The organism is Adhaeribacter aerolatus, assembly GCF_007991635.1.
In the GTDB taxonomy this organism is placed as follows: Bacteria; Bacteroidota; Bacteroidia; order Cytophagales; family Hymenobacteraceae; genus Adhaeribacter; species Adhaeribacter aerolatus.
In genome coordinates, this window is the sequence record NZ_BJYS01000023.1 from 70,335 (window position 1) to 91,449 (window position 21,115).

The following is a 21,115-nucleotide window of genomic DNA, read 5'->3' on the forward strand; positions in this document are numbered from 1 at the left end:
TTTATCTCTACAAATCAGGTTCTTTTAGTTTTGTTTTTACACCCGGTTTTCGCAAATAATTTTTGTTTATCCCGGAGCATATCTGTTAAAAATATATTTATAAACTATTGATAATCAATAAATACAATTAGTACTCTTCTGAACCAAGCCCAGGTTACACCTGTTATAATTCTGTATGCAGAAACTTAATCCTTCTACTATTTTATATACTCCCGACGCCCTGAACCAGCGCGGGTTACAGGCTTTGGCAGACTACCCGAATGCTATCCGCGAAGAGATAAAACAACATAACCGTTTGCCGATTTTAGACGGCAATCATTACCAGGTAAAGTCTAATGTATTGGTACTAGGCCGCCTGAAAACGCTGGTTTGCAAGGAAAGTGGCCGGAGTTCTGATTTTATTTCGCCAAGTTTGGCAAACGGCTGTTTAGGAGCCTGTGCTTATTGCTACGTAGACCGCAACAAGCCCGTAAACCCGATTACCTTGTTTACTAATACCGAAGAAATATTGGCCGCCGTAGACAAGCACGTGCAAAAGCAAGTTTGGCCCAAAGTGCCTAATCAAACACACCCCTTGTATTACAGCTACGATATTGGCTGTAACTCCGATATTTCGGTAGATGCTTCTATTTCGGACAATGTAAAAGTAGCCGTAGATTTTTACCGGAAACACCCGAAAGCTTTTGCCACTTTCGCCACTAAATTCGTGAACTCCGACATGCTTACTTGCGACCCGCAAGGCAAAGTTCGCATTCGGTTTAGTTTATTGCCGCATAAGGTAAGTAAGTTAGTAGATGTACGCACCGATTCGGTAGACAAGCGTATTGCTGCTATTAATGATTTTTACCAGGCCGGTTACGAAGTCCACGTTAACTTTTCGCCGGTGATTGTCTACGAAGGTTGGCAAGATGATTACCGCGAGTTGTTTGAAGAACTAAACGAAGCGGTACACCCGCAGGTAAAAGCACAGATGAGTTGCGAAGTAATATTTTTAACGCATAACTTCTGGCAACACGAAGCAAACTTAAGCATCAACCCGAAAGCAGAAGACTTAATCTGGACGCCGGCTACGCAGGAAACCAAGAGAAGCCAGTTTGGCGGGATTAATGTACGCTATCAGCACCAACTAAAAGCCCAGTTAATAGAAGAATTCAAGCAGTTGCAGCAGGAAATTATACCGTGGTGCTCAATCCGGTATATTTTTTAAGCCAGGATTATACATACAAAAGCCCCGGTACTTGCAACAGGTACCGGGGCTTTTTACATTATGCACTAAACCCAGTTTTCGGAGCGGCAGATGCCCTCTTGCAAGCCGCGCAGTTCTGCCAAGCCGCGCATCCGGCCAATGCAGGAATAACCAGGATTAGTTGTTTTATGCAAGTCATCCATCATCTGGTGACCGTGATCGGGCCGGAACGGAATGGGTTCTGCTACCTGCTGCTGAATGGTCAGGATTTCTTTCATCACGGCATACATATCTACGTCGCCGCCCAGGTGGTCATCCTCGTAGAAATTGCCGTGCTCATCTTTTTTAACATTTCTTAAATGTACAAAATGAATGCGGTCGCCTACCATCCGGGCCATTTCGGGCAAATTATTGTTGGGGTTAGCACCCAAAGAACCGGTACAGAAACAAATGCCATTGCTTTGATTGGGTACCGCCGATAAAATATATTCCAAATCCTCGGCCGTACTCACAATACGGGGCAAACCCAAAATATTAAACGGCGGATCATCGGGGTGAATGGCGAGTTTTATTCCTACATCTTCGGCTACCGGCGCTATTTGCTGCAAGAAATATTTTAGGTTTTCCCGTAGTTCGGTGCGGTCAATATCCCGGTACCGGGCCAAATTTGCCCGCATCTCCTCCAGGGTTTGTTTTTTCTCGCCGGGTATACCAAACATCACAATATTTACCAATTTTTCTATTTGTGCCGGCGTATATTGCTTAAATCTTTTTTCTGCTTCCTGCAAAACAGCTTCGGAATAATCCTGGCAGGCGTTTTCTCTTTGCAGAACGTGGATATCAAAAACCGCCAAGTCGAACCAATTAAAGTAAAGCGCTTTAGAGCCATCGGACATAACCAAGTCCAAATCGGTCCGGGTCCAATCGTTAACGGGCATAAAATTGTAGGTTACAATCTTAATGCCGCAGGCCGCAATATTCCGGAGAGATTCTTTGTATAAATCAATATAATGCTGGTAATCGCCGGTTCGGGTTTTAATAGATTCGTGAATAGTAACGCTTTCTACTACATCCCAAGTAAGATCATAAGCGGCTAATTCGGCCTGTCGCTTTTTTATTTCTTCTACTGGCCACACTTCGCCGTGTGGAATGTGGTGCAAGGCCGTTACAATGCCTTCAGCGCCGGTTTGTTTAATATCCTGCAGCTTTACCGGGTCCTGCGGCCCAAACCAACGCCATGTTTCTCGCAATTTCATGTATTGTATTTACTTTTTTATTTTACTAAATTTTACGAAGTTCTCCCTTTAGAGGGGTAGGGGGGAGGAGCTATACGAATTCAATATTTTAATATTTAACTTCAGGATAAGAATCCTATTAAAAAATTATAATATCCTTTTCCTGAGGAAATATAAATAATCCTCCCCCTACTGCCTCCAAAGGCGACTTAAAATTACTTTTGGTAATAACTAAACGCCCGAAAAAACCGAGAAACCGCCGTCTACGCAAATTACTTCGCCGCTAACAAATTTAGAGGCATCGCTTAAAAGCCAAATTAGCGCGCCGTTAAGTTCTTCGGGCTCGCCAAAACGTTTGTAAGGCGTGCTGCGAATTACGGCCTCGCCCCGGGTGGTATACCCCCCGTTGGGGGTGGTTAACAGATGCCGGTTTTGTTTCGTTACAAAAAAGCCGGGGGCAATCGCATTCATCCTGATTTTATCACCGTACCGGTTCGCTAGTTCTACGGCCATCCAACGGGTATAATTATCGATAGCCGCTTTGGCCATAGAGTAACCCAAAACCCGCGTAATAGCTGTTTGAGCCGCCATTGAAGAAATATTGATTATAGTGCCGCCGTTATTTACCATGTGCCGGCCAAAAATAGTAGTGGGTAAAACCGTACCGTATAAATTTAAATCAAATACCTGTTTCAGGGCTTCAATATTAACCGAAAAGACATCCTGATCCGGGCCAATGACTGCTTCGGCCACGTTGCCACCGGCAGCATTTACCAGGGCATCTATTCGGCCGTAGGTTGCTAATATTTGCTCGCAGGCACGCTCCAGATCCTCCGGTTGCAGTACATCTGCTGCGATGAATAAGGCTTCGCCGCCGGTTTGTTTCACTTCCTGCTCCCGCTCGCGGCCCACCTCAGCATTCCGGCCCAAAATTATTACTTTGCCGCCGGCTTCAGCAATGGCTTTGATAAAGGCACCTCCCAGAATACCGGTGCCGCCGGTAATTACTATCACTTTGTCTTTAATATTGAACATGTATTTCTAGAATTTAAGCAATTATATTGTGGCCAAAAAATAGCCGTTATAAGTTTATGAAGCGGCAATATAAAAAAACCTGTAAGATTATTTCTCCAGGTCTTTTTATATTTAACATAGTAAAACACGCGTAATCTGTGTTTAAATAATAAGGTTACCCTTGTCGTTGCTTAATCCTTTACTTTGCAGCCCTTGGCCCGAAATTACATGGATTTCGACAACTTCTTGAACAGTCAGTTTTTTCATTAATCTACTGACCTTGAGAGTTAGTTTTACCAATCAAACTACTCGTCTATAATTTCAGTTAAAGCAGGTATATTGGTCTCTGCCCCAGCATACCCAATATTTTGATTTAAGTGGCCTTTGCTATTTGAGACAATGGCATTGATCGGAATAGGCCACAAAACATGGTAAGGACTCATGGTATATTTATCTCCGTGAATGGTTTGCACATTCTTATTATAAAACTCATTCTTCTCCATCACCCGATCATAAAAGAAATTATCTTTAGAGAAATCGGCCAAGTTATAGGTTTTACCATTATAGGCGGGTTTACCAGTTTTAGCAAATAAATAGGCAATACGCGTAAGTTCCGTTTTACGGGGTTCTTCGTAATATAATTCCCTTGCCCGCTCATCCAGAATAGTGCCAATGGTAATATTGCCGGCTGCCACCGGGGCCGCCTGGGCCCGGGCTCTTACCTTGTTAATATCCGCGGCAGCAAGCGCCAGGTTATCTTTCCAGTAGTAAGCTTCGGCTCTCAATAAATAAGTTTCGGCCAACCGGAAAACGTACCAATCGGTATGTCCGCCACTGGGCTGCACCCGCTCCGGATCCGGAACAAATAATTTATAATGCGGCCAGGAGAACCAATTCCGGATGGTATCGGAGGTGGTACGGGTGCCATTGGTATTATACTTAACCAGGTTTTTACCATACCAGGGATTATTTGCTTTCTTCAAAGCCGGATCATTATAAACCAAATCCTCCATATTCATCCAGTTACCAGGAGAATGGCGCAAATCTTTATTATCACCCTTCCAAATGGTTTCGGTATAGTACCAAGTTGGCCGGAGGCGGCCAATTCCTCTGCCGGTCATTAGAACCTGCGGAATTTCTGCATTAACGGCATCGCTGGTTCCTTTCAAACCTCCCGGCGTTAATACTCGGTTATTACCCCAAAGGGGCACGCCATTGCGCATACTCTGGATGCCACCTTCCAAATTACCGTCCAGGGCAAGCCGATCGATAACCAGCAACAGGGCTTCCTTATTTTCGGCCAGAGCTTTGTTTTCCGGCCGGTGTAAATCCCAGATTACATTTTTAGTGGCATTGGCTTTATCAACACCAAACCGGGTGGTCATAAGGGCGTGGTTGCCCCCGTCTATTACATTGGAGGCCGACTTAATAGCAGCATCAAATTCACCTAAGGCCAAATTCACCTTGGTTAGTAAATGGCTGACAGCTCCCCGGGTTACTTCTCCTTTATCTATCGTAACCGGTACCCACTTCTCGGCAAACTCCAAATCTTCCTTCATCTTTTGCAGAATAACCTCCCGCTTGGTAGAATAAAAATCCATCTTTGGCGTTTGAATTTCCTTCAGTATTAAGGGCACATCTCCAAACTGTTGAGTCAGGCGATAATACCGGAAAGCCCGATGAAAGTAAGCTGTACCCAAAACGGCATTCCGTTCGGCCTCATCCTTAAAAACGGCTTCATCGATCCGGGAAATGACGACATTGGCATATTTAATACCTTTAAATCCTTCATACCAGTACCAGCCTATTTTATTGCGGTCGGTATGATTTAAATTAGCATCCGGCGTAATCATCAAATTCATATCCTGGGCCGGCCCCGATTTATCGGTAGTACCTTCCACTGCCAATTCGGAAAAAATATGTTCAGTAACAATAGGCGGGTTATCTCCATACCACTCATAACGCATATTCCGCAAGCCGGCAACCAAAGCTGACCGCATGCCATTGGCATCGTTAAAGGTATTTTCAGGAGCATAAAAAGATAGAACTTTGGGTTTTAAAAAGTCCTCTTTACAACCAATAACTCCAAAAGTGCTTATACCAGCCAAGGCCAGAAGGTATATCGTTTTTTTATATAATATTTTCATAATCTGATTCCGTTATATTTTACCACATTATTTTACAAAGTCATGTTTAAGCCCAGGGTATAGGTTCTGGGAGTAGGACCACTATTTTCCGGATCCCAAAAGGACCAATCAGGGGCATAATAGGCTACGTTGCGGGTTGTAAAATATAATCTTAGATTCTGAATACTGGCCCGTTGAATAATTTCCCGGGGCAGGGTATAAGCCAAAGCAATATTGTCTAACCGGATGAGAGACTTTTTCCGGTAAATATCGAAACTGGCCCCGCCGTTGCTGGAATATAGCCGGGCATAATCATTGCGGGCATTTTCTGGCGTCCAGTAAGGAACTACATAAGAACTGGAGCGATCCAGGAAACCGGTATTATTTTTTGCCTGGTTAAACGTATTAATATGACCCCAGTAGGAATACATCATAAAGGAAAAATCAAGGTTCTTCAATATTTTAAATTCGTTCCGGAGGGTCCATCTGAACCGGGGAGCAGTATACCCCAAGAATTCTTTATCGTCGTTGGTGTATTTAAAATCGCCGTTTACATCTTTAACCTTAAAATCGCCTGGCTTTACACCATATTTCGCGGCTTGTTCAGCCTCATTTTCCTGCCAGACCCCAAGCGTTCTTAAGCCCCATCTTTCGTCGATGGCGTGGCCGATAAACCAGCTATTAGAAATATCATCCTGCTCCTTCTGACCGATTACGTTGCCGGCTTCATCTTTAACATCCACCATATCACCGTACAGATGCACAATCTTATTCCGGTTCAGAGAAAAATTAAAAGTGGTTTTCCAGGCAATATTTTCTCTTTCGAAATTATGACTGGTAAGATTAAGCTCAATACCTTTGTTCTGGACTTCACCCAGGTTGTCTAAAACATAGTTAAAGCCTAAAAAATCTGGCAAAGCTCTTTGTACCAACAGATCGGTGGTAGCCATTTTATAGGCTTCTATACTGCCGTCAATTACATTATTAAAGAGGCCAAAATCCAAGCCCGCATTCAGAGACTCTGTACTTTCCCATCTTAAACCCGGGTTAGCCATCCGGTTAACATACAGCTGGGAAACTTGGTAAACAGTGCCATCCGGCTTTACCAGGAGGTATTTACCAGAAGTTAAATCCGATATAGCATCGTAGCGACCAATATCCCGGTTTCCGTTTTTACCCCAGGAAAACCGCAGCTTCCCATAATTCAACCAACTCAGGGCAGGTGCTGCTTTCACAAAAGATTCGTCGGTAAAAATCCAGCCGAAAGCGGCGGCCGGGAAAGTAGCCCGGGGGTTAGATTGTCCAAACGCGGAATAGCCATCGCGGCGCACCGATAAGGTTAAAAGGTAGCGCTGCTTCAAGGCATAATATACCCGCGCCATGAGGGCATCGCCGGTACTGTAATTGTCGCTGGCGCTAATAATGGGATTTATACCCGCCTGAATCCGATGGTAACCAAGTTTGTCGTGCGGATCAAAACCTTCGTTGGACATGGCGTTTTGCCAGCTTTGATATTTTTCGGCATTGGCCAGGAGCGTCACATCTAATTCGTGTATTTCTCCAAATTTTTTATTCCATTTTATCAGGTTATCAATTTGCCAATTATAAATATGGCTTTGTTCCCGGCTGGCTAATCCACCTTTTTTGGCCCAATCCGGGTGGCCTGCTCCCTGATGATTGTAATACCGGAACCACTCTAAACGGGGTGAAAAATTAACCTGGTAAGTGGCGCCAAATGGCAGGTTAACCTTACCATATATGGTTGAAATAAGCGTGGTATATTTTCTTAACCGATCGGTATAACTCATCGAAAGGAAAGGATGCCTGGATCCTCCACCCGGCTCATCTACCGGGCTATACCGGAGGTTACCTTCATTATCATATTCCGAGCCCCAGGGGGAGTTATTAATAATTCTACCCCAATCGGCATAAGTAGGGCTTGGATCATCATCAAAAGACACATGGCTCTCATCCCGGTCCGCAAATTGGGTATTTAGTCCTACCGTCAGGAATTTATTTACTTTTCCTTCCAGGTTGAGACGGCTGCGATAAGTAGTAAACTGATCGCCAACAATTACCCCTTCATTATCCTGGTATCCCAACGACATATAATAAGAAACACCCTCTTTCTTTCCCGAGAGGCTTACATTATAATCTTGCCGTTTCCCGTTGTGAAATACCATATCGGCCCAGTCGACAGTATTACCGGCTTTATAATTTTCAATTTCGATGGGGTTGAAGCCCAGCCTTTGCAACCAGACATCAGTCGGGTCGCCGGTGGCACCATCTAACCAGGTAGCTAAAGGATAATTGCCAGGCAAAGTATTTGGGTTAGAATAGGTATAGGGCTTTGCATTAACATCACGGCTATTTTGCACATCCTCCCGCCACTTAATAAATCCTTCGGGGCCGTATACTTTCTCTTCTTTCGCCAGGGTAGCCAATCCAAAACTTGCATCGAAAGTAACCACCGGCTTGCCCTCTTTCCCTCTTTTAGTAGTAATAAGCACAACGCCGGAAGCTGACTTGGCTCCGTAAACCGCTGCAGAACTAGCGTCTTTTAACACATCAATCGTTTCAATATCGTTGGGGTTTATATCGGCTAATGCACCGTAATAAATAATACCGTCGAGTACAATCAAAGGAGAGGAACCAGCCGAGAGCGTGTTCTGCCCACGTACTTGCAAACTGCCGCCTCCTTTGGCAGAAGCACTAAAACCTACGTTTAAACCAGGTACATTTCCACGCAATACATCCTGTACCGAATTTGGATTCTCATTTTCCAGCTGGGTAGCCTTAACCTGCGATACGGCACCAGTCAAATCCCGTTTTGTCTGGGTACCATAGCCAATCACCACTACTTCATCCAGAGCTTTTACATCATCGGTTAAGGTAACATTTAAAGATTGCTGCCCATTTATAGGCACTTCTTTGGGCGTGAAACCAATGAAAGAAAAAACTAAAATACCTTTATTGTCGGGAACCGCAAGGGAATAGCGCCCACCGGCATCGGAAGTGGTGCCAATAGTCGTACCTTTCACTACAATAGTAACACCCGGCAGGGCTTCGCCATTATTAGAGGTTATGCGGCCGGAAACGGCAAATTGCCCCTGGCTTTGCGTTTGTCCCGCTTGTGCCTGGGCGAGTTGCACAGTAAGCAGCAGACAGAGCACGATTGGGATCATGCTCCAAGGAAGTTTGAGTAAGGGATTTTTCATGTGGCGGATTAAGTTATTTGAATGAGAAAAAATTGAAAATTATTATGCTAAAAGCAGACCGCACTCGTAACTTGACTTTCGTGAGCGCTATATTTAACCAATCTAAAAGCAGAAGAATGTTCCGGCGAGAAACATAAATATTATTACAACTGTTTTCTGCTTTAAAAAAACAGCAACGCGCTATGCAGCCAAACTACTACGTTGTTGGTTTATCCAGAATTTAATAAACAATAAATTATAAATACAGCTAAGACAAACTTTAACTTTAGTAAAGGCTATTCTTACAATATTAATACTTTCATAAAATTACCTTTAAGTACTCTCATAAGTAGTAATATCAAGTCCCTATACAACCAAATGGCTTCTACCCAGGAGGTATTGGGGGAGAGGTATATTCCGGATTTCCGGAAGGCCTATTTACCTTTACCCGAAAATTAAATTTGACTATCTGTAAGAGCCGATTCTAAAAGGCTACTCCTGGCTTTAAAAACGCATTTCTGCCGGTAAGGTCGCGAACGGAGAAGATTAGTATATCACTTTCTCCATTCGCGTGAGGCTTGCAACCAGGAATTAGAAAATTAATTAGCTTTTTCTGTTTACCACATAATTTGTGCCGTACGGGTACCGCTGCGGTCTGGAGAGTAATTTATTAGCTTCGGCATTACCTTTAAACTCTTCTTTTTTCGGATCCCAATATAGTTTACCCGGCACTTTCATGGCGGCGTGCGCCAGCAAACAGGCACTGCACGAACGATGCGCCACCTCGGCCGGACTAATGGTTTCCTTTTTATTCTGGATACAATCGAGCCAATTACCGTGCTGTTCCGGACTGGCGTACAGATGGGTTTCTTTGGGTCCTATTTGGGAAGTTAATATTTTTGGATCGCTGGCGGTGAACGCTTTGCTCTGTTTGCCGCCAGAAGTTGGGTCCGATGCGGTTACGCCCCCTTCGCTGCGGGTAACAAAAATCCAGCCGTTGGTTCCTTCAAACTTAATACCGTTCGGGTTTTTGCTGTTTATAAACATGGTAACCCCGTTGGCATATTTCGATTCTACGGCATAATCGCCGTGCACCGACCATAATCCTTTTTTCGGGAAATCCGCAAATTTTGCTTCAATCTCAATGGGGCCGGTTAGTTCGGTATTCATTCCCCAATGGGCAATATCGATGTGGTGTACGCCCCAACCGGTAATCATGCCGGCCCCAAATTGTTCGCAGCGCAGCCACCCCGGACGGGAATTAACATCTTTTTGCGAATGTACCCGCTCTTCGGTATAATAGATATAAGGGGTAGAGCCCAACCACATATCGTAATTGAGGTTTTCCGGAATAGGCATTTCGGCAGTGCTGCCACCGGCAGGGTCGGAAGGCAAACCTACATGCACATTTACTAATTTACCAATGCGGCCATTCCTAACCAGTTCGCAAGCCTTTTTAAACTGGGGCCAGGGACTGATGGAACGCTGCTGACTGCCTAACTGGAACGTAACACCCGATTTACGCACGGCATCGCTCATTTGCCGGCCTTCTTCTATGGTAAGGGAAGTTGGTTTTTGCAAGTAAATATGCTTGCCGGCCATCGCGGCTTCTATAGCGGGTTGCGCGTGCCAATGATCTGGGGTACTGATCATGACGGCATCAATATCTTTATTGGCCAGCAGTTCTTTATAGTCGTCGTAGATTTTTACATCCAGGTAGCCTTTGGTATTCATTTTTTTATCGTACCAACCTTCTATCAGCTGCTTGCCGCTTTGTAAGCGGCTTTTATCTACGTCGGCTACTGCCATAATCCGGGCCACATCATACTTAAAGGTTTCGGGTAAATCATGGCCCCGGGCTATCCGGCCAATCCCAATCTGCCCGATATTTATTTTATTGCTGGGCGCATTTTTACCAAACACCGAGGCAGGCACTATAGTAGGAAAGCCGGTGATGGCCACAGAGGTAACTAATGCGCTTTTTGCCGCTTTCTTAATAAATTCCCTTCGGCTATTTAAATTATTCTCATTTGTATTCATAATAAGTTTGATGTGGCTAGTGGATAATTATAATAATAAGGTTTAGTTAAATTCAATATCGCACGGGAGCATCTTTCGATTGGGCATACGCTTTGGTATAATCGAGTTTTTTGCTTTGGCTGGCAATAAATTGTATTCCTTGTAACAGGTGTTTGAGGAACATAGGCTCCTGGTAATATTCTTTGTTATGGCCCAAGGTGGTAACCCAAATATTACCACCATCGAAATTCTGATACCATACCGCTGGAAACAAATCTTTATAAGGGCCGGAATATTGCTTTACCTTTTCCGCATCGGCAGCATCTAAGGCTTTGAAAGAGGTCAGGTCGTGGGCCATGGTAACTTTTATGCCCGGATAAAGCTCTTTCGTAAAATAGCATTCGTCGCCTAAACTGCGCTCCCAAACCTTTGGTAAACCTTGCATGGAGGGGTGCGCCGGGTCAATTAATTTTACACTAAATACCTGGTTTTTGGCATGCCAGACAAAGGTTCCGCCCACCATTTGCTTAAACCAGGTCCAGTTTCGCTCGGTACCGGTTACTGAATGAACACCTACAAACCCGCCACCGGCCTGTATATACCGCCGGAACGCAGTTCTTTGCGCATCGGTGTCAAATACATCGTTGTTGGTACTGGTAAAGATGAGCATGGTAAAATCTTTCAGTTTCGCCTCGTTAAAAATAGTTGGGTCATCGCTTACCTCTACCGTAAACCCATTCTCCTGGCCCATCTTCTGAATACTTTTTGCAGCAAACGGAATATTATCATGTACATATCCTTTACCGTTCTTGGTATACACCAAAACCTTTACTTTTTTCCAGTTTACATTGGCGGCGTTCTGGGGTGGCGCACCTGCTGTTAAACAAGCTGTTATTAAACAAAGAAGTAAGCTTTTAAAAAATACTTTCATAGGTGTAAGCAGATGGGTACTAGTTTAAAATTTTGTCCTGGATTGGTGTAAATAGGCAGAAACCGGTCTTTCCACAATGGCTAAGGCGGGAATTGCCAGCATATAATTAAACTTATAGGCTTCGGCCGAATGCCGGATGATAGAGGTTTGCCAATGGCCGGTTGCACAAATAAATATGGCGCCTCCTTTTTTGCTTTGTAATAGTTCCTGGTAATCGATAGACATATTAATACCGTTGTAAATCTGGCCCGTGTTTTTCGAACAGCAGTAAGAGATAAGTTTTACAGCTTTAGGATCGGCATCAAAGTGATTCTGATAGTTTAAACTACTTTGTATAACCGGCATAAAAATATTTGAATAATTGTTGTGGCAACAAACGCTCACAATTAATAAAATGTAATTGTAAATCAATGATTTATAAATACCAACTATAATTTTGTCTGCATTCTATAGTCGAGTATGAGGTAATTAGCACTGGAAAAATCCAGGAATATTAACCTAATACACAAAAGCTTTATGCAATATTTTGAAATCCCAATTAAGTAAAACATTTTAGAAATATCAACCGATTGCATAAATTAATTATTAAATATTCTATTATCCCTACAACTTCCACTTCCTATTAAAAAATCTTTAACTAAATCCGTAATAAAGGAAATATATTTTAATACACTTCGTACCAACCTCTTTCATAATAATGCTTACTAAACTGTGTCATTTAATTATATAATTAAGTTTCCTTAATCTGGTAGTTCTGGCACATAAATAAAATACAGCATCGGAGCTTATTCCATTGATAATTAGTGATGAATGCAATATTTTATCCATTTAATTTTACAACCAGTTTGATTAAGGAAGCTGTTCTTACCAGCTTATAAAGATTTTTTTTGTGAATAAATCGGCCTGAATTCCACAGTTAATAAATTAGATTTAAAAAGAATATAATTCTGAGATTTTTAATTAGCCAGCATACAAGCACAATAAAAGAAAAACCTTAAATTGCAATCGATTGCATAAAATTTCATTTTAGTTTCAGTCTGATAAAAGCAACTATAAATTCATGCAAATAATTAGTACCGGAAATAAGGAAATTACCATCTACGATATAGCCCGGAAATTGAATATTTCACCGGCAACGGTTAGCCGCGGCCTGAACGACCATCCGGCTGTTAATAAGGAAACCAAAAAGAAAATATTTAGTATGGCAAAGGAAATGGGCTACCGCTCGAATACTTTTGCCAGCAACCTGCGCCGGCAGCGAACGAATACCATTGGCGTTATTGTGCCCCGGCTCAATAGTAATTTTATGTCGTCGGTAATAGCAGGAATGGAAAAAGTAGCCAACCAGGCCGGCTATAATCTAATTATCAGCCAATCTTTGGAGACAGCCAAAAAAGAAGCCACCAATGCCCAAACTATGTTTAACAGCCGCGTAGATGGCTTACTGGTTTCCCTGGCCTACGACACCGACAATATTGACCACTTTAAAGACTTCCTGAAAAAAGGAATTCCGGTCATATTCTTCGACCGGGTATTTAATCATAAACAGTGCACCGGCATTGTTATTGATAATATAAAGGCGGCGCAGGAAGTTACCGCCCATTTAATTGGGCAAGGATGCCGCCGCATTGTTCATATTACGGGTAACCTGAAAAGAAACGTTTACGCCGACCGGCTAAAAGGCTATAAATATGCGTTGACCGACCACAATCTGGCATTAGACCCGAACCTGATCTTAGAAACAAACCTGAGTGTGGAAGCCGGGGTGGAAGCGGCCGAAAAAATTCTGCAGATGAATCCCTTGCCCGATGGCGTATTTGCAGCCAATGATGCCTGCGCCGTTAGCTGCCTGCAAACCCTGAAACAAGCCGGTATTGCTATTCCGCAGGATATTGCCTTTGCGGGGTTTAACAACGACCCGGTTTCGAAAGTAGTGGAACCAAACCTAACTACGGTAGATTATCCGGGCTCCGAAATGGGAGAAGTTGCGGCCCAAAACCTGATTAACCATTTAAATGGCACTGCCAATATTAACAATACCAATACCATAATCTTGCGTTCCGAACTGATTATCCGGGAGTCGTCGTTGCGGCACCCAGAGCATATTTAAAACCAGAGCAGGTAATATTTTATGATGCGAAACATAATTGTTTTTACTTTTTTATTTTTCTTTTGCCTGACCGGCCTTTCGGTGGGCGCTTACGCCGAAGATGGTTACCGCCTTTGGCAACGCTACGATTTAATAAAAGACGCCAGAAAGTTAAAACAGTATCAGGGCCGGGTACAGCAGGTAATAATCGAGGGCAGCTCTCCTACCCTTACGGTAGCCAGACAGGAATTACAACAAGGCCTGCAAGGTTTACTAGGCAAAGCGATAGAAATAAAAGACAACTTAAAACTTAATAATAGCCTGGTGGTGGGTACGCCCCAAAACTCGCCGGCTATTGCCGCTTTAAACCTGGGCCAAAAACTTAGCTCGGTTGGTAAAGAAGGATATTTAATTTTAACCACCACCGTTAACAGCAAAAAAGCCACCGTAATTGCCGCTAATACCGATGTAGGCGCACTTTACGGAGTATTTCATTTCCTGCGTTTAATCCAGACCCATCAAAATATTGATCAATTAAACATCAGCAATGCGCCTAAAACCCAGCACCGCATCCTGAACCACTGGGATAATTTGGACAGAACTGTAGAAAGGGGTTACGCCGGCTTTTCGCTGTGGGACTGGCACAAACTACCGGATTATATCGATGACCGCTACCTGGACTATGCCCGGGCCAACGCTTCTATCGGCATTAACGGCACGGTGCTAACCAATGTAAACGCCAATGCTTTAATTTTAACTAAACCTTACCTGGAAAAAGTAAAAGCTTTGGCCGATGCTTTCCGGCCGTACGGTTTAAAGGTTTACCTGACGGCCCGCTTTAGCGCCCCGATCGAAATTGGTGGCTTAAAAACCGCTGACCCGCTAGATGCACAAGTTCAAGCCTGGTGGAAAAATAAAGCCGAAGAAATTTATACCTACATTCCGGATTTTGGCGGCTTTTTAGTTAAAGCTAACTCCGAAGGCCAACCGGGTCCGCAAAACTATAAACGCACCCATGCCGACGGCGCCAATATGCTGGCAGATGCCGTAGCGCCTAGAGGTGGTATTGTGATGTGGCGCGCCTTTGTATACGACAACGAAGTACCCGAAGACCGGATTAAACAAGCTTACAACGAGTTTAAACCCTTGGATGGTAAATTCCGGAAAAATGTAATGGTACAGGTTAAAAACGGTCCGCTCGATTTTCAGCCCCGCGAGCCATTTCACCCCTTGTTTGGCGCCATGCCCCAAACCCCACTCATGATGGAATTCCAGATTACGCAGGAATATTTAGGCCAGGCCACGAACCTGGTGTACCAGGCGCCGCTGTACAAAGAAGTTTTGGATTCGGATACGCACGCCAAAGGCGCCGGTTCAACGGTAGCCAAAGTGGTAGATGGCACTTTGCATAACTACCAGCTTACCGGTATGGCCGGTGTAACCAATATTGGTAACGACCGCAACTGGACCGGGCATATGTTCGGGCAGTCTAACTGGTACACCTTCGGGCGGCTGGCCTGGGATCATACGTTAAGCTCCGAAGCCATTGCGGACGAGTGGCTGCGCATGACCTTTAACAACGAGGAAAAATTTGTTTCGCCGGTTAAGGATATGATGCTGCAGTCGCGCGAAATATTGGTTAATTACATGACGCCGCTGGGCCTACACCACATTATGGGTTGGGACCACCACTACGGTCCGGGCCCGTGGGTAGATAAAAAGAAACGTGCCGACTGGACCGCGGTGTATTACCACCGGGCCAGCGCCGATAGCATTGGATTCGACCGCACAGCCTCTGGCAGTAATGCCCTAGCCCAATATTTCACGCCGGTGCAGCAGCAATTTGGAAACCTGGCTACCTGTCCCGAAGAATTCCTGCTATGGTTTCATAGGGTAAGCTGGGATTACAAAGTAAAATCAGGGCGCACTTTGTGGGATGAGCTTTGCCACCGGTATTACAGTGGCGTAAATGGCGTGCAGCAAATGCAGCAAACGTGGAACCAGCAGGAAGACTACGTAGACCCGGAGCGATTCCGGCACGTGAAAACCTTTTTAGGCATTCAGGAAAAAGAAGCCCGGTGGTGGCGCGATGCTTGTGTATTGTATTTCCAATCCATCTCGAAGAGACCATTGCCGGCCGGCTTACCAAAACCAGAAAATACTTTGGAGCATTACATGAAAATAGAGACCAAATTTGTGCCGGGCATATAAATAGCTCATGTTACGCAGAAATAAGAAAACAAAGATTAAGGAACTCACCCCTGTTATTCAGGAGCAAACTTATTGGCTCACTGCTAAATAGGTTCCTCCTGAATGACAAGGGTGGACTCCGCAACCTTAAAAAGGTAAGCGAGCGATTATTGCCTGACATCAGTAAATAATTTTTCAGCTTGTACAACAGCGGTTTTATTAAAAAATAATTCTGTTGTAAGGATTGTCTCTCCCCAAAATATTCTTCTAATTAGAATTCCCTTAAACGCTTTCCCATAAAATGAAAAAAATAATTATCAAAGCTTGCCTGGCGGCGTTTGGCCTGGGCTTTGTGCAAAAATCGGAACCCAGCTTAAAAGAAGCTTTTGCCAAAGATTTTTACGTAGGTGCGGCCTTAAACAATGCCCACGTAGGTGGCCGCGATGAAAAAGCGGTTGCTTTAATCAAAAAACAATTTAATACCATCAGTCCGGAAAATTCGCTGAAATGGGGACCTGTACACCCGCAGCCAAATACTTACAACTGGAAACCTGCCGACGACTACGTAGCTTTTGGTCAGCAAAATAAAATGTTTGTAGTGGGGCATACTTTGGTTTGGCACCAGCAAACGCCTAATTGGGTTTTCGAAGATGCAGCCGGCAAACCGGTTAGTCGCGAAGTATTGCTGAAGCGGATGGAAGACCACATTAATGCGGTAGTAGGGCGTTATAAAGGTAAAATACACGGCTGGGATGTGGTAAACGAAGCCATAAACGATCAGGATGGTGGCATGCGTAAAACCAAGTGGCTTGATATTATCGGCGAAGATTTCGCAGCCAAAGCTTTTGAGTTTGCCCACAAAGCCGACCCTAAAGCTGAATTATATTACAACGATTACAGCCTGTACCGCGCTGATAAACGCGAAGGCACCATTAAACTGGTAAAAAGCTTGCAAGCCAAAGGTATTCCGGTTAAAGCTATCGGGATGCAAGGGCACTATGGGTTAACTGTACCAACTATTGCCCAAATTGAGGCCAGCATTGTGGCTTTCTCGAAACTGGGCGTAAAGGTTAATTTTACCGAGTTTGATATTGATGTGCTGCCGAACCCTAGTCGCCGGCAAGGCGCCGATATTGCCGAGACTTTTGGTCAGGACGAAAAATTTAATGTTTATACCCAAGGTTTGCCGGATTCGGTGCAGCAAAAGCTATCCAAGCGCTATGCCGAAATATTTACTTTGTTCCACAAGCACGCCGATAAAATAGATCGGATAACTTTCTGGGGGGTAACGGATGCGAACTCATGGCTGAACAATTGGCCCATTAAAGGCCGTACCAGTTACCCACTGCTCTTCGACCGCAATTATCAACCTAAACCAGCTTTCCGGGAAGTAATTAATACGGCAAAAAAAGCAAAATCTTAAATAACCCTTTTTGGCTGGATTTCCGGTAAATAATTAACAACCCCATACCCAATGCAAAAAGAGGTATTTTTTATCGTACCAAATTGCTTTAGGTAGCGGTCATTAACTGACAAAAAAAGCCTGAGCAGACGATTAAACCAGATGGATAAGAGCCTGTTCTTTAGGAGAGATGAGATTAAATAATATTATATGGCAGCAGATATAAAAATAAAACCCACTTATACAGTGGGTTTTATTTTTATAAAAGATAGGCCAGCCATCTCTATTGCCCCATAACCAGCCGGGTTTGAGCAGCTGTATCGCCAGCCTCTCGTAACATTATACTAAGCGGTCCTTTCGGGCGTATGTTCCTATCAATAGCCAGCGTAATTTGATGGATACCTTGGGGAAGCTCGGTAACCGTGGCCTGATTGTTAGCTAGCGCCAGTGGCTTTTGCCCGGCCCATGCCGTAAGGCCGGCGGTAGAGTTGAAGGCAAAGTTTACCTGACCTTTATTCAATACTTCTACCTCAAACCGGACAATACTGTATGGCTGTTTTCCATTAACCCCGGCAATGGGCAATTCTTCAATGGGCAAGTCGCCGGCAACTTTGCTGTAGGCTGGCACCAACGCTATCTTGGTATTTTCTTTCAACAGATAACCTAATCCTTCGTCGCTGAGTTTTTTAGCGGTTTCTTTATTCGCGGCCAGGGTTTCCCAGCGCCGGACAAAACGGTCGGTGGGCACCCGGTATTTACCCGATTCACCTAATTTAGAAAGAAACCCAACCAGATTCATAAATTCTTCTTTCTCCAAGCCGGCCGTTAAACCGGGTGGCATCAGGGAACCAGGTATTTTTGTGAGTGAATTAATCTGGTTTTTAGGAATAGCGACACCCTTGCCGGCGGCATCGCGCATCACAATCTCCGAGGTACCGTTACTTACCAGGTAACCCATCATTTCGGAGCCGTCTTTTTTAGCTACCCGTTGCAGTTCGTAGCCTTCTTTTATGGAGTTAGACGGGTAAAGAATAGAATTGATGATAGTTTCTACGGGTGAGCTGGTGCCCAAACTGCTTAAATCCGGACCATTCAGGCCACCGGCGCCGCCAATAGCGTGGCAGGTAGTACAATTGGTTTTACGAAATACGGCCTCGCCTAAATCGGGATTAGCGCTGCCTCTTATTTCTACGGCTAACTTGTTAATATCCTGGCTGCTGAGCTGCTGCGGCATGCGTTCGGTGGGCAGGAACCCACCGGAAGCTTCCAGGGCTTTTATCATCAATAGCACCTCTTCGTTTTTTTGCTTACCCCAAGGAATCTGTCGCTGAAAGGCTGGGCGGATGGCTTTAGCTGTATTTGCCGGTATTTTTTTCGCCATAATGGCTTCGGCCAATAACTGTGTGCCCTGCTTATGCGCAAAAAAGGCCTGGAACAAATCAGCAGCATCGGTTTTTTCCGGCATTGTGCGCAATAATTCAGCCCCAATCCGGGAAGCTTCCGTTACGTTTAAAGGTACCAGTTGGGCCGTTGCTAAAATTTTTAAGTCAGCCGGATTTTTTCCGCGGGCCAGTTCCGTTAATAATTTTTCACCTTTATTTTTATCTAATGTAACCAGCGCGGCTAAAGCCGCTTTCTTAATATTTTTATCTTGGTGCTGAATGAGTTTGGTTAACTGCGGCCGCATTTCTATTAGCTGCCAATAGCCCATTAAACGCACTGCATTCAGCACAATGGCCTCGTCAGGACTAGTGGTAAAGCTGGCAATCCGGTTTAAGTTTTTGTCCGGTTTTAATCCCCGCTGCCGGGCGGCCTCCGCCAAGGCACCTAACTGAGCCGCTACATTTTTACTTTGCCCGGCATAACCCTGCACCGCCATATCGAACAAAATATTTAAATCAGCGGTCTTCCCCCGCTTGGCAACCGCGTTTAGTACATCTGCCTGGTACGCTTCGGGCACTACATTTTTCTGATACAACTGCACGAGCGGGGTAACGGCCTCCGGATTATTTACCGATTTAAGCACAAAAGCGGTTTTCTGGGCACTCCCTAAAAATTCCGGCTCCGTTTTCAGGCGGGCCATTAAGGCTGGTTCCAGTTCGCGGGTGGTTTGCCAAAGGGCATAATCTAAAAATTCATCCATCGGCTGGTCTAATACCGCTAAAGCCGTACGAGCCGCTTCGGCCGTTTTTACTTTCCGGAGGGCAATTACGGCTTCTAACCGCACCTGCGGATGCTTATCCTGCACGGCTTTGGTAAGCAGGGCGGGCATATTCGCTATTTTGTTATGCCAGAGTTGCAAGGCCCGCAATCCGGCCGCGCGGGCCTGGTGGTTTTGGGCATTTATTAAATTCAGGAGCAGCGGCTCGTTTACCACATCCAGCGACTGGTACACCCACAAGGCCTCTAACAACTGATGTTCGTAATCCGAATCTTTTTTATCCAGGTTGCTGATCCATTTTTGCAATGCCGGAATTACTTCTTTTTCGCCGCGGGATTTTAGTACCAGCCTAGCCTGCGAACGGGTCCAGTCTTCGGGTAATTTTAAGGCCTCTAATAATTCCGGCACCGAAGCTTTTGTTAGTTGCGGCGTTTTCACCAGCGGCCGGTTTTTCGCCACAATCCGCCAGATACGGCCGTGCTGCTGGTCGCGGCGCGGATCATGAAAATCTACTTCGCCGTGCTGAATAATGGGGTTGTACCAATCGGCTACGTAAATAGCGCCATCAGGGCCCACCGAAATATCTACCGGCCGGAAAGCCACGTGATCGGTCCATAATAAATCTTCTACCTGCTTGGAAGCATAGCCACTACCCTGCTCTTCCAGCCGGAAACGGTTTATGCGGTTGGCCCGGAAATCGTTGGTGATAACGCTATTTTGCCACGATTCCGGTAAGTGCCGGCCCGAAATAACTTCCAGGCCGCTGTGTTTGGGCTGGCCCGGATTTAAACCCCTAATAATTCTTTCGGCGCCCGGCGAGGTTACAAACGTTGCTCCCGGAAAGGCATAATTAATACCTTCGTTACCGGCCCCATCGGTCAGAAAAGATTGGCCCCAGCGGTTGAATTGCAGTCCCCAAGGGTTAATCAGGCCTTTGGCGTACACATCTAACGCCAGGTTTTTAGGTCGTAGTTGCCACACGCCGCCGCCTTCCAGGCGCTTAACACCCGCGGGCGTTTCAACGTGGCTGTAGATATAAATTGACTGATTAAAATACAGGCTACCTTCCGGCCCCCAGCGGAAAGTATGAATCAGGTGGTGGGTATCGGCGGTGCCAAAACCGGTTAATATTACCCGCCGTTGGTCAGCTTTGCCATCGTTATCGGTGTCGGCAAAGTGTAATATTTCGGTGGAGTTGGCCACGTAAACGCCGCCATCGCCCGGCAATATTCCGGTGGGTGTGAGTAAGCCTTCGGCAAAAACCGTTGATTTATCAGCCTTGCCATCTTTATTTGTATCTTCCAGCACAAATATTTTATCGTTGGCTTCTTCGCCTGTTTTCAGGTGCGGATAAGCGGTACTGCTTACGACCCACAACCGCCCATCGGCGTCCCAGTTCATCTGAATTGGCTTAGCCACCAGCGGCTCCGCGGCAAACAAAGTTACTTCAAAACCATCGGCAATTTTAAAGGAGGCCAGTTCGTCTTTCGGGTCCGGATTGTCCTGGTCGTCTTCCTGGTTTATCATTGCCGTAAAAAGCAGCACCACCGGAATAATAAATATTC

At 45.0% G+C, this 21,115-nt stretch carries 12 protein-coding genes; 4 read left to right on the forward strand and 8 right to left on the reverse strand.

Annotation, left to right across the window (positions count from 1 at the left end):
• Positions 1-175: 175 nt before the first annotated feature.
• Positions 176-1,207: a spore photoproduct lyase family protein gene (locus AAE02nite_RS15535; RefSeq protein ID WP_146899340.1), complete on the forward strand. Its 1,032-nt coding sequence runs from the start codon at positions 176-178 to the stop codon at positions 1,205-1,207.
• A 65-nt stretch (positions 1,208-1,272) separates the two neighbouring features.
• On the opposite strand, the gene uxuA is transcribed toward AAE02nite_RS15535, so the two are convergent.
• The 7 genes from uxuA to AAE02nite_RS15570 all read right to left on the reverse strand — a co-directional run bounded on the left by uxuA (position 1,273) and on the right by AAE02nite_RS15570 (position 12,053).
• Complete coding sequence (uxuA, locus tag AAE02nite_RS15540) at positions 1,273-2,442, reverse strand: mannonate dehydratase (RefSeq protein WP_146899343.1); 1,170 nt, start codon at positions 2,440-2,442, stop codon at positions 1,273-1,275.
• A 210-nt stretch (positions 2,443-2,652) separates the two neighbouring features.
• Positions 2,653-3,456 (reverse strand): SDR family oxidoreductase, encoded by an 804-nt coding sequence (locus AAE02nite_RS15545; protein ID WP_146899347.1) that lies wholly within the window; start codon positions 3,454-3,456, stop codon positions 2,653-2,655.
• Positions 3,457-3,740: 284 nt separating this feature from the next.
• Entirely contained in the window at positions 3,741-5,582 is a 1,842-nt protein-coding gene (locus AAE02nite_RS15550; protein WP_146899350.1) for a RagB/SusD family nutrient uptake outer membrane protein, read from the reverse strand.
• Positions 5,583-5,614: 32 nt separating this feature from the next.
• Complete coding sequence (locus AAE02nite_RS15555; protein ID WP_146899353.1) at positions 5,615-8,779, reverse strand: SusC/RagA family TonB-linked outer membrane protein; 3,165 nt, start codon at positions 8,777-8,779, stop codon at positions 5,615-5,617.
• Between the two features lie 582 nt (positions 8,780-9,361).
• Positions 9,362-10,798, reverse strand: coding sequence for a Gfo/Idh/MocA family protein (locus AAE02nite_RS15560; RefSeq protein ID WP_146899356.1), 1,437 nt, complete (start codon positions 10,796-10,798; stop codon positions 9,362-9,364).
• Between the two features lie 52 nt (positions 10,799-10,850).
• Complete coding sequence (locus tag AAE02nite_RS15565) at positions 10,851-11,708, reverse strand: ThuA domain-containing protein (protein WP_146899359.1); 858 nt, start codon at positions 11,706-11,708, stop codon at positions 10,851-10,853.
• Positions 11,709-11,732: 24 nt separating this feature from the next.
• Positions 11,733-12,053, reverse strand: a complete 321-nt coding sequence (locus tag AAE02nite_RS15570; protein ID WP_146899362.1) for a hypothetical protein — start codon at positions 12,051-12,053, stop codon at positions 11,733-11,735.
• A 715-nt stretch (positions 12,054-12,768) separates the two neighbouring features.
• On the opposite strand from AAE02nite_RS15570, the gene AAE02nite_RS15575 reads away from it, so the two are divergent.
• The 3 genes from AAE02nite_RS15575 (at position 12,769) to AAE02nite_RS15585 (ending at position 17,410) form a co-directional block, all read left to right on the forward strand.
• Positions 12,769-13,818, forward strand: coding sequence for a LacI family DNA-binding transcriptional regulator (locus AAE02nite_RS15575; protein ID WP_146899365.1), 1,050 nt, complete (start codon positions 12,769-12,771; stop codon positions 13,816-13,818).
• Positions 13,819-13,839: 21 nt separating this feature from the next.
• A complete protein-coding gene (locus tag AAE02nite_RS15580) occupies positions 13,840-16,008 on the forward strand; it encodes an alpha-glucuronidase family glycosyl hydrolase (RefSeq protein ID WP_146899368.1) in 2,169 nt (722 codons plus the stop codon).
• Positions 16,009-16,288: 280 nt separating this feature from the next.
• Positions 16,289-17,410 carry an endo-1,4-beta-xylanase gene (locus AAE02nite_RS15585; protein ID WP_146899371.1) on the forward strand — a complete coding sequence of 374 codons (1,122 nt, stop codon included), beginning with the start codon at positions 16,289-16,291 and terminating at the stop codon, positions 17,408-17,410.
• 262 nt (positions 17,411-17,672) lie between these two features.
• On the opposite strand, the gene AAE02nite_RS15590 is transcribed toward AAE02nite_RS15585, so the two are convergent.
• Complete coding sequence (locus AAE02nite_RS15590; RefSeq protein ID WP_246151084.1) at positions 17,673-21,077, reverse strand: PVC-type heme-binding CxxCH protein; 3,405 nt, start codon at positions 21,075-21,077, stop codon at positions 17,673-17,675.
• Positions 21,078-21,115 lie beyond the last annotated feature (38 nt).

Coding starts and splice junctions, on each gene's coding strand:
- AAE02nite_RS15535 (WP_146899340.1), top strand. CDS start 176: ATGCAGAAACTTAATCCTTCTACTATTTTATATACTCCCGACGCCCTG.
- uxuA (WP_146899343.1), bottom strand. CDS start 2,442: ATGAAATTGCGAGAAACATGGCGTTGGTTTGGGCCGCAGGACCCGGTA.
- AAE02nite_RS15545 (WP_146899347.1), bottom strand. CDS start 3,456: ATGTTCAATATTAAAGACAAAGTGATAGTAATTACCGGCGGCACCGGT.
- AAE02nite_RS15550 (WP_146899350.1), bottom strand. CDS start 5,582: ATGAAAATATTATATAAAAAAACGATATACCTTCTGGCCTTGGCTGGT.
- AAE02nite_RS15555 (WP_146899353.1), bottom strand. CDS start 8,779: ATGAAAAATCCCTTACTCAAACTTCCTTGGAGCATGATCCCAATCGTG.
- AAE02nite_RS15560 (WP_146899356.1), bottom strand. CDS start 10,798: ATGAATACAAATGAGAATAATTTAAATAGCCGAAGGGAATTTATTAAG.
- AAE02nite_RS15565 (WP_146899359.1), bottom strand. CDS start 11,708: ATGAAAGTATTTTTTAAAAGCTTACTTCTTTGTTTAATAACAGCTTGT.
- AAE02nite_RS15570 (WP_146899362.1), bottom strand. CDS start 12,053: ATGCCGGTTATACAAAGTAGTTTAAACTATCAGAATCACTTTGATGCC.
- AAE02nite_RS15575 (WP_146899365.1), top strand. CDS start 12,769: ATGCAAATAATTAGTACCGGAAATAAGGAAATTACCATCTACGATATA.
- AAE02nite_RS15580 (WP_146899368.1), top strand. CDS start 13,840: ATGATGCGAAACATAATTGTTTTTACTTTTTTATTTTTCTTTTGCCTG.
- AAE02nite_RS15585 (WP_146899371.1), top strand. CDS start 16,289: ATGAAAAAAATAATTATCAAAGCTTGCCTGGCGGCGTTTGGCCTGGGC.
- AAE02nite_RS15590 (WP_246151084.1), bottom strand. CDS start 21,077: ATGATAAACCAGGAAGACGACCAGGACAATCCGGACCCGAAAGACGAA.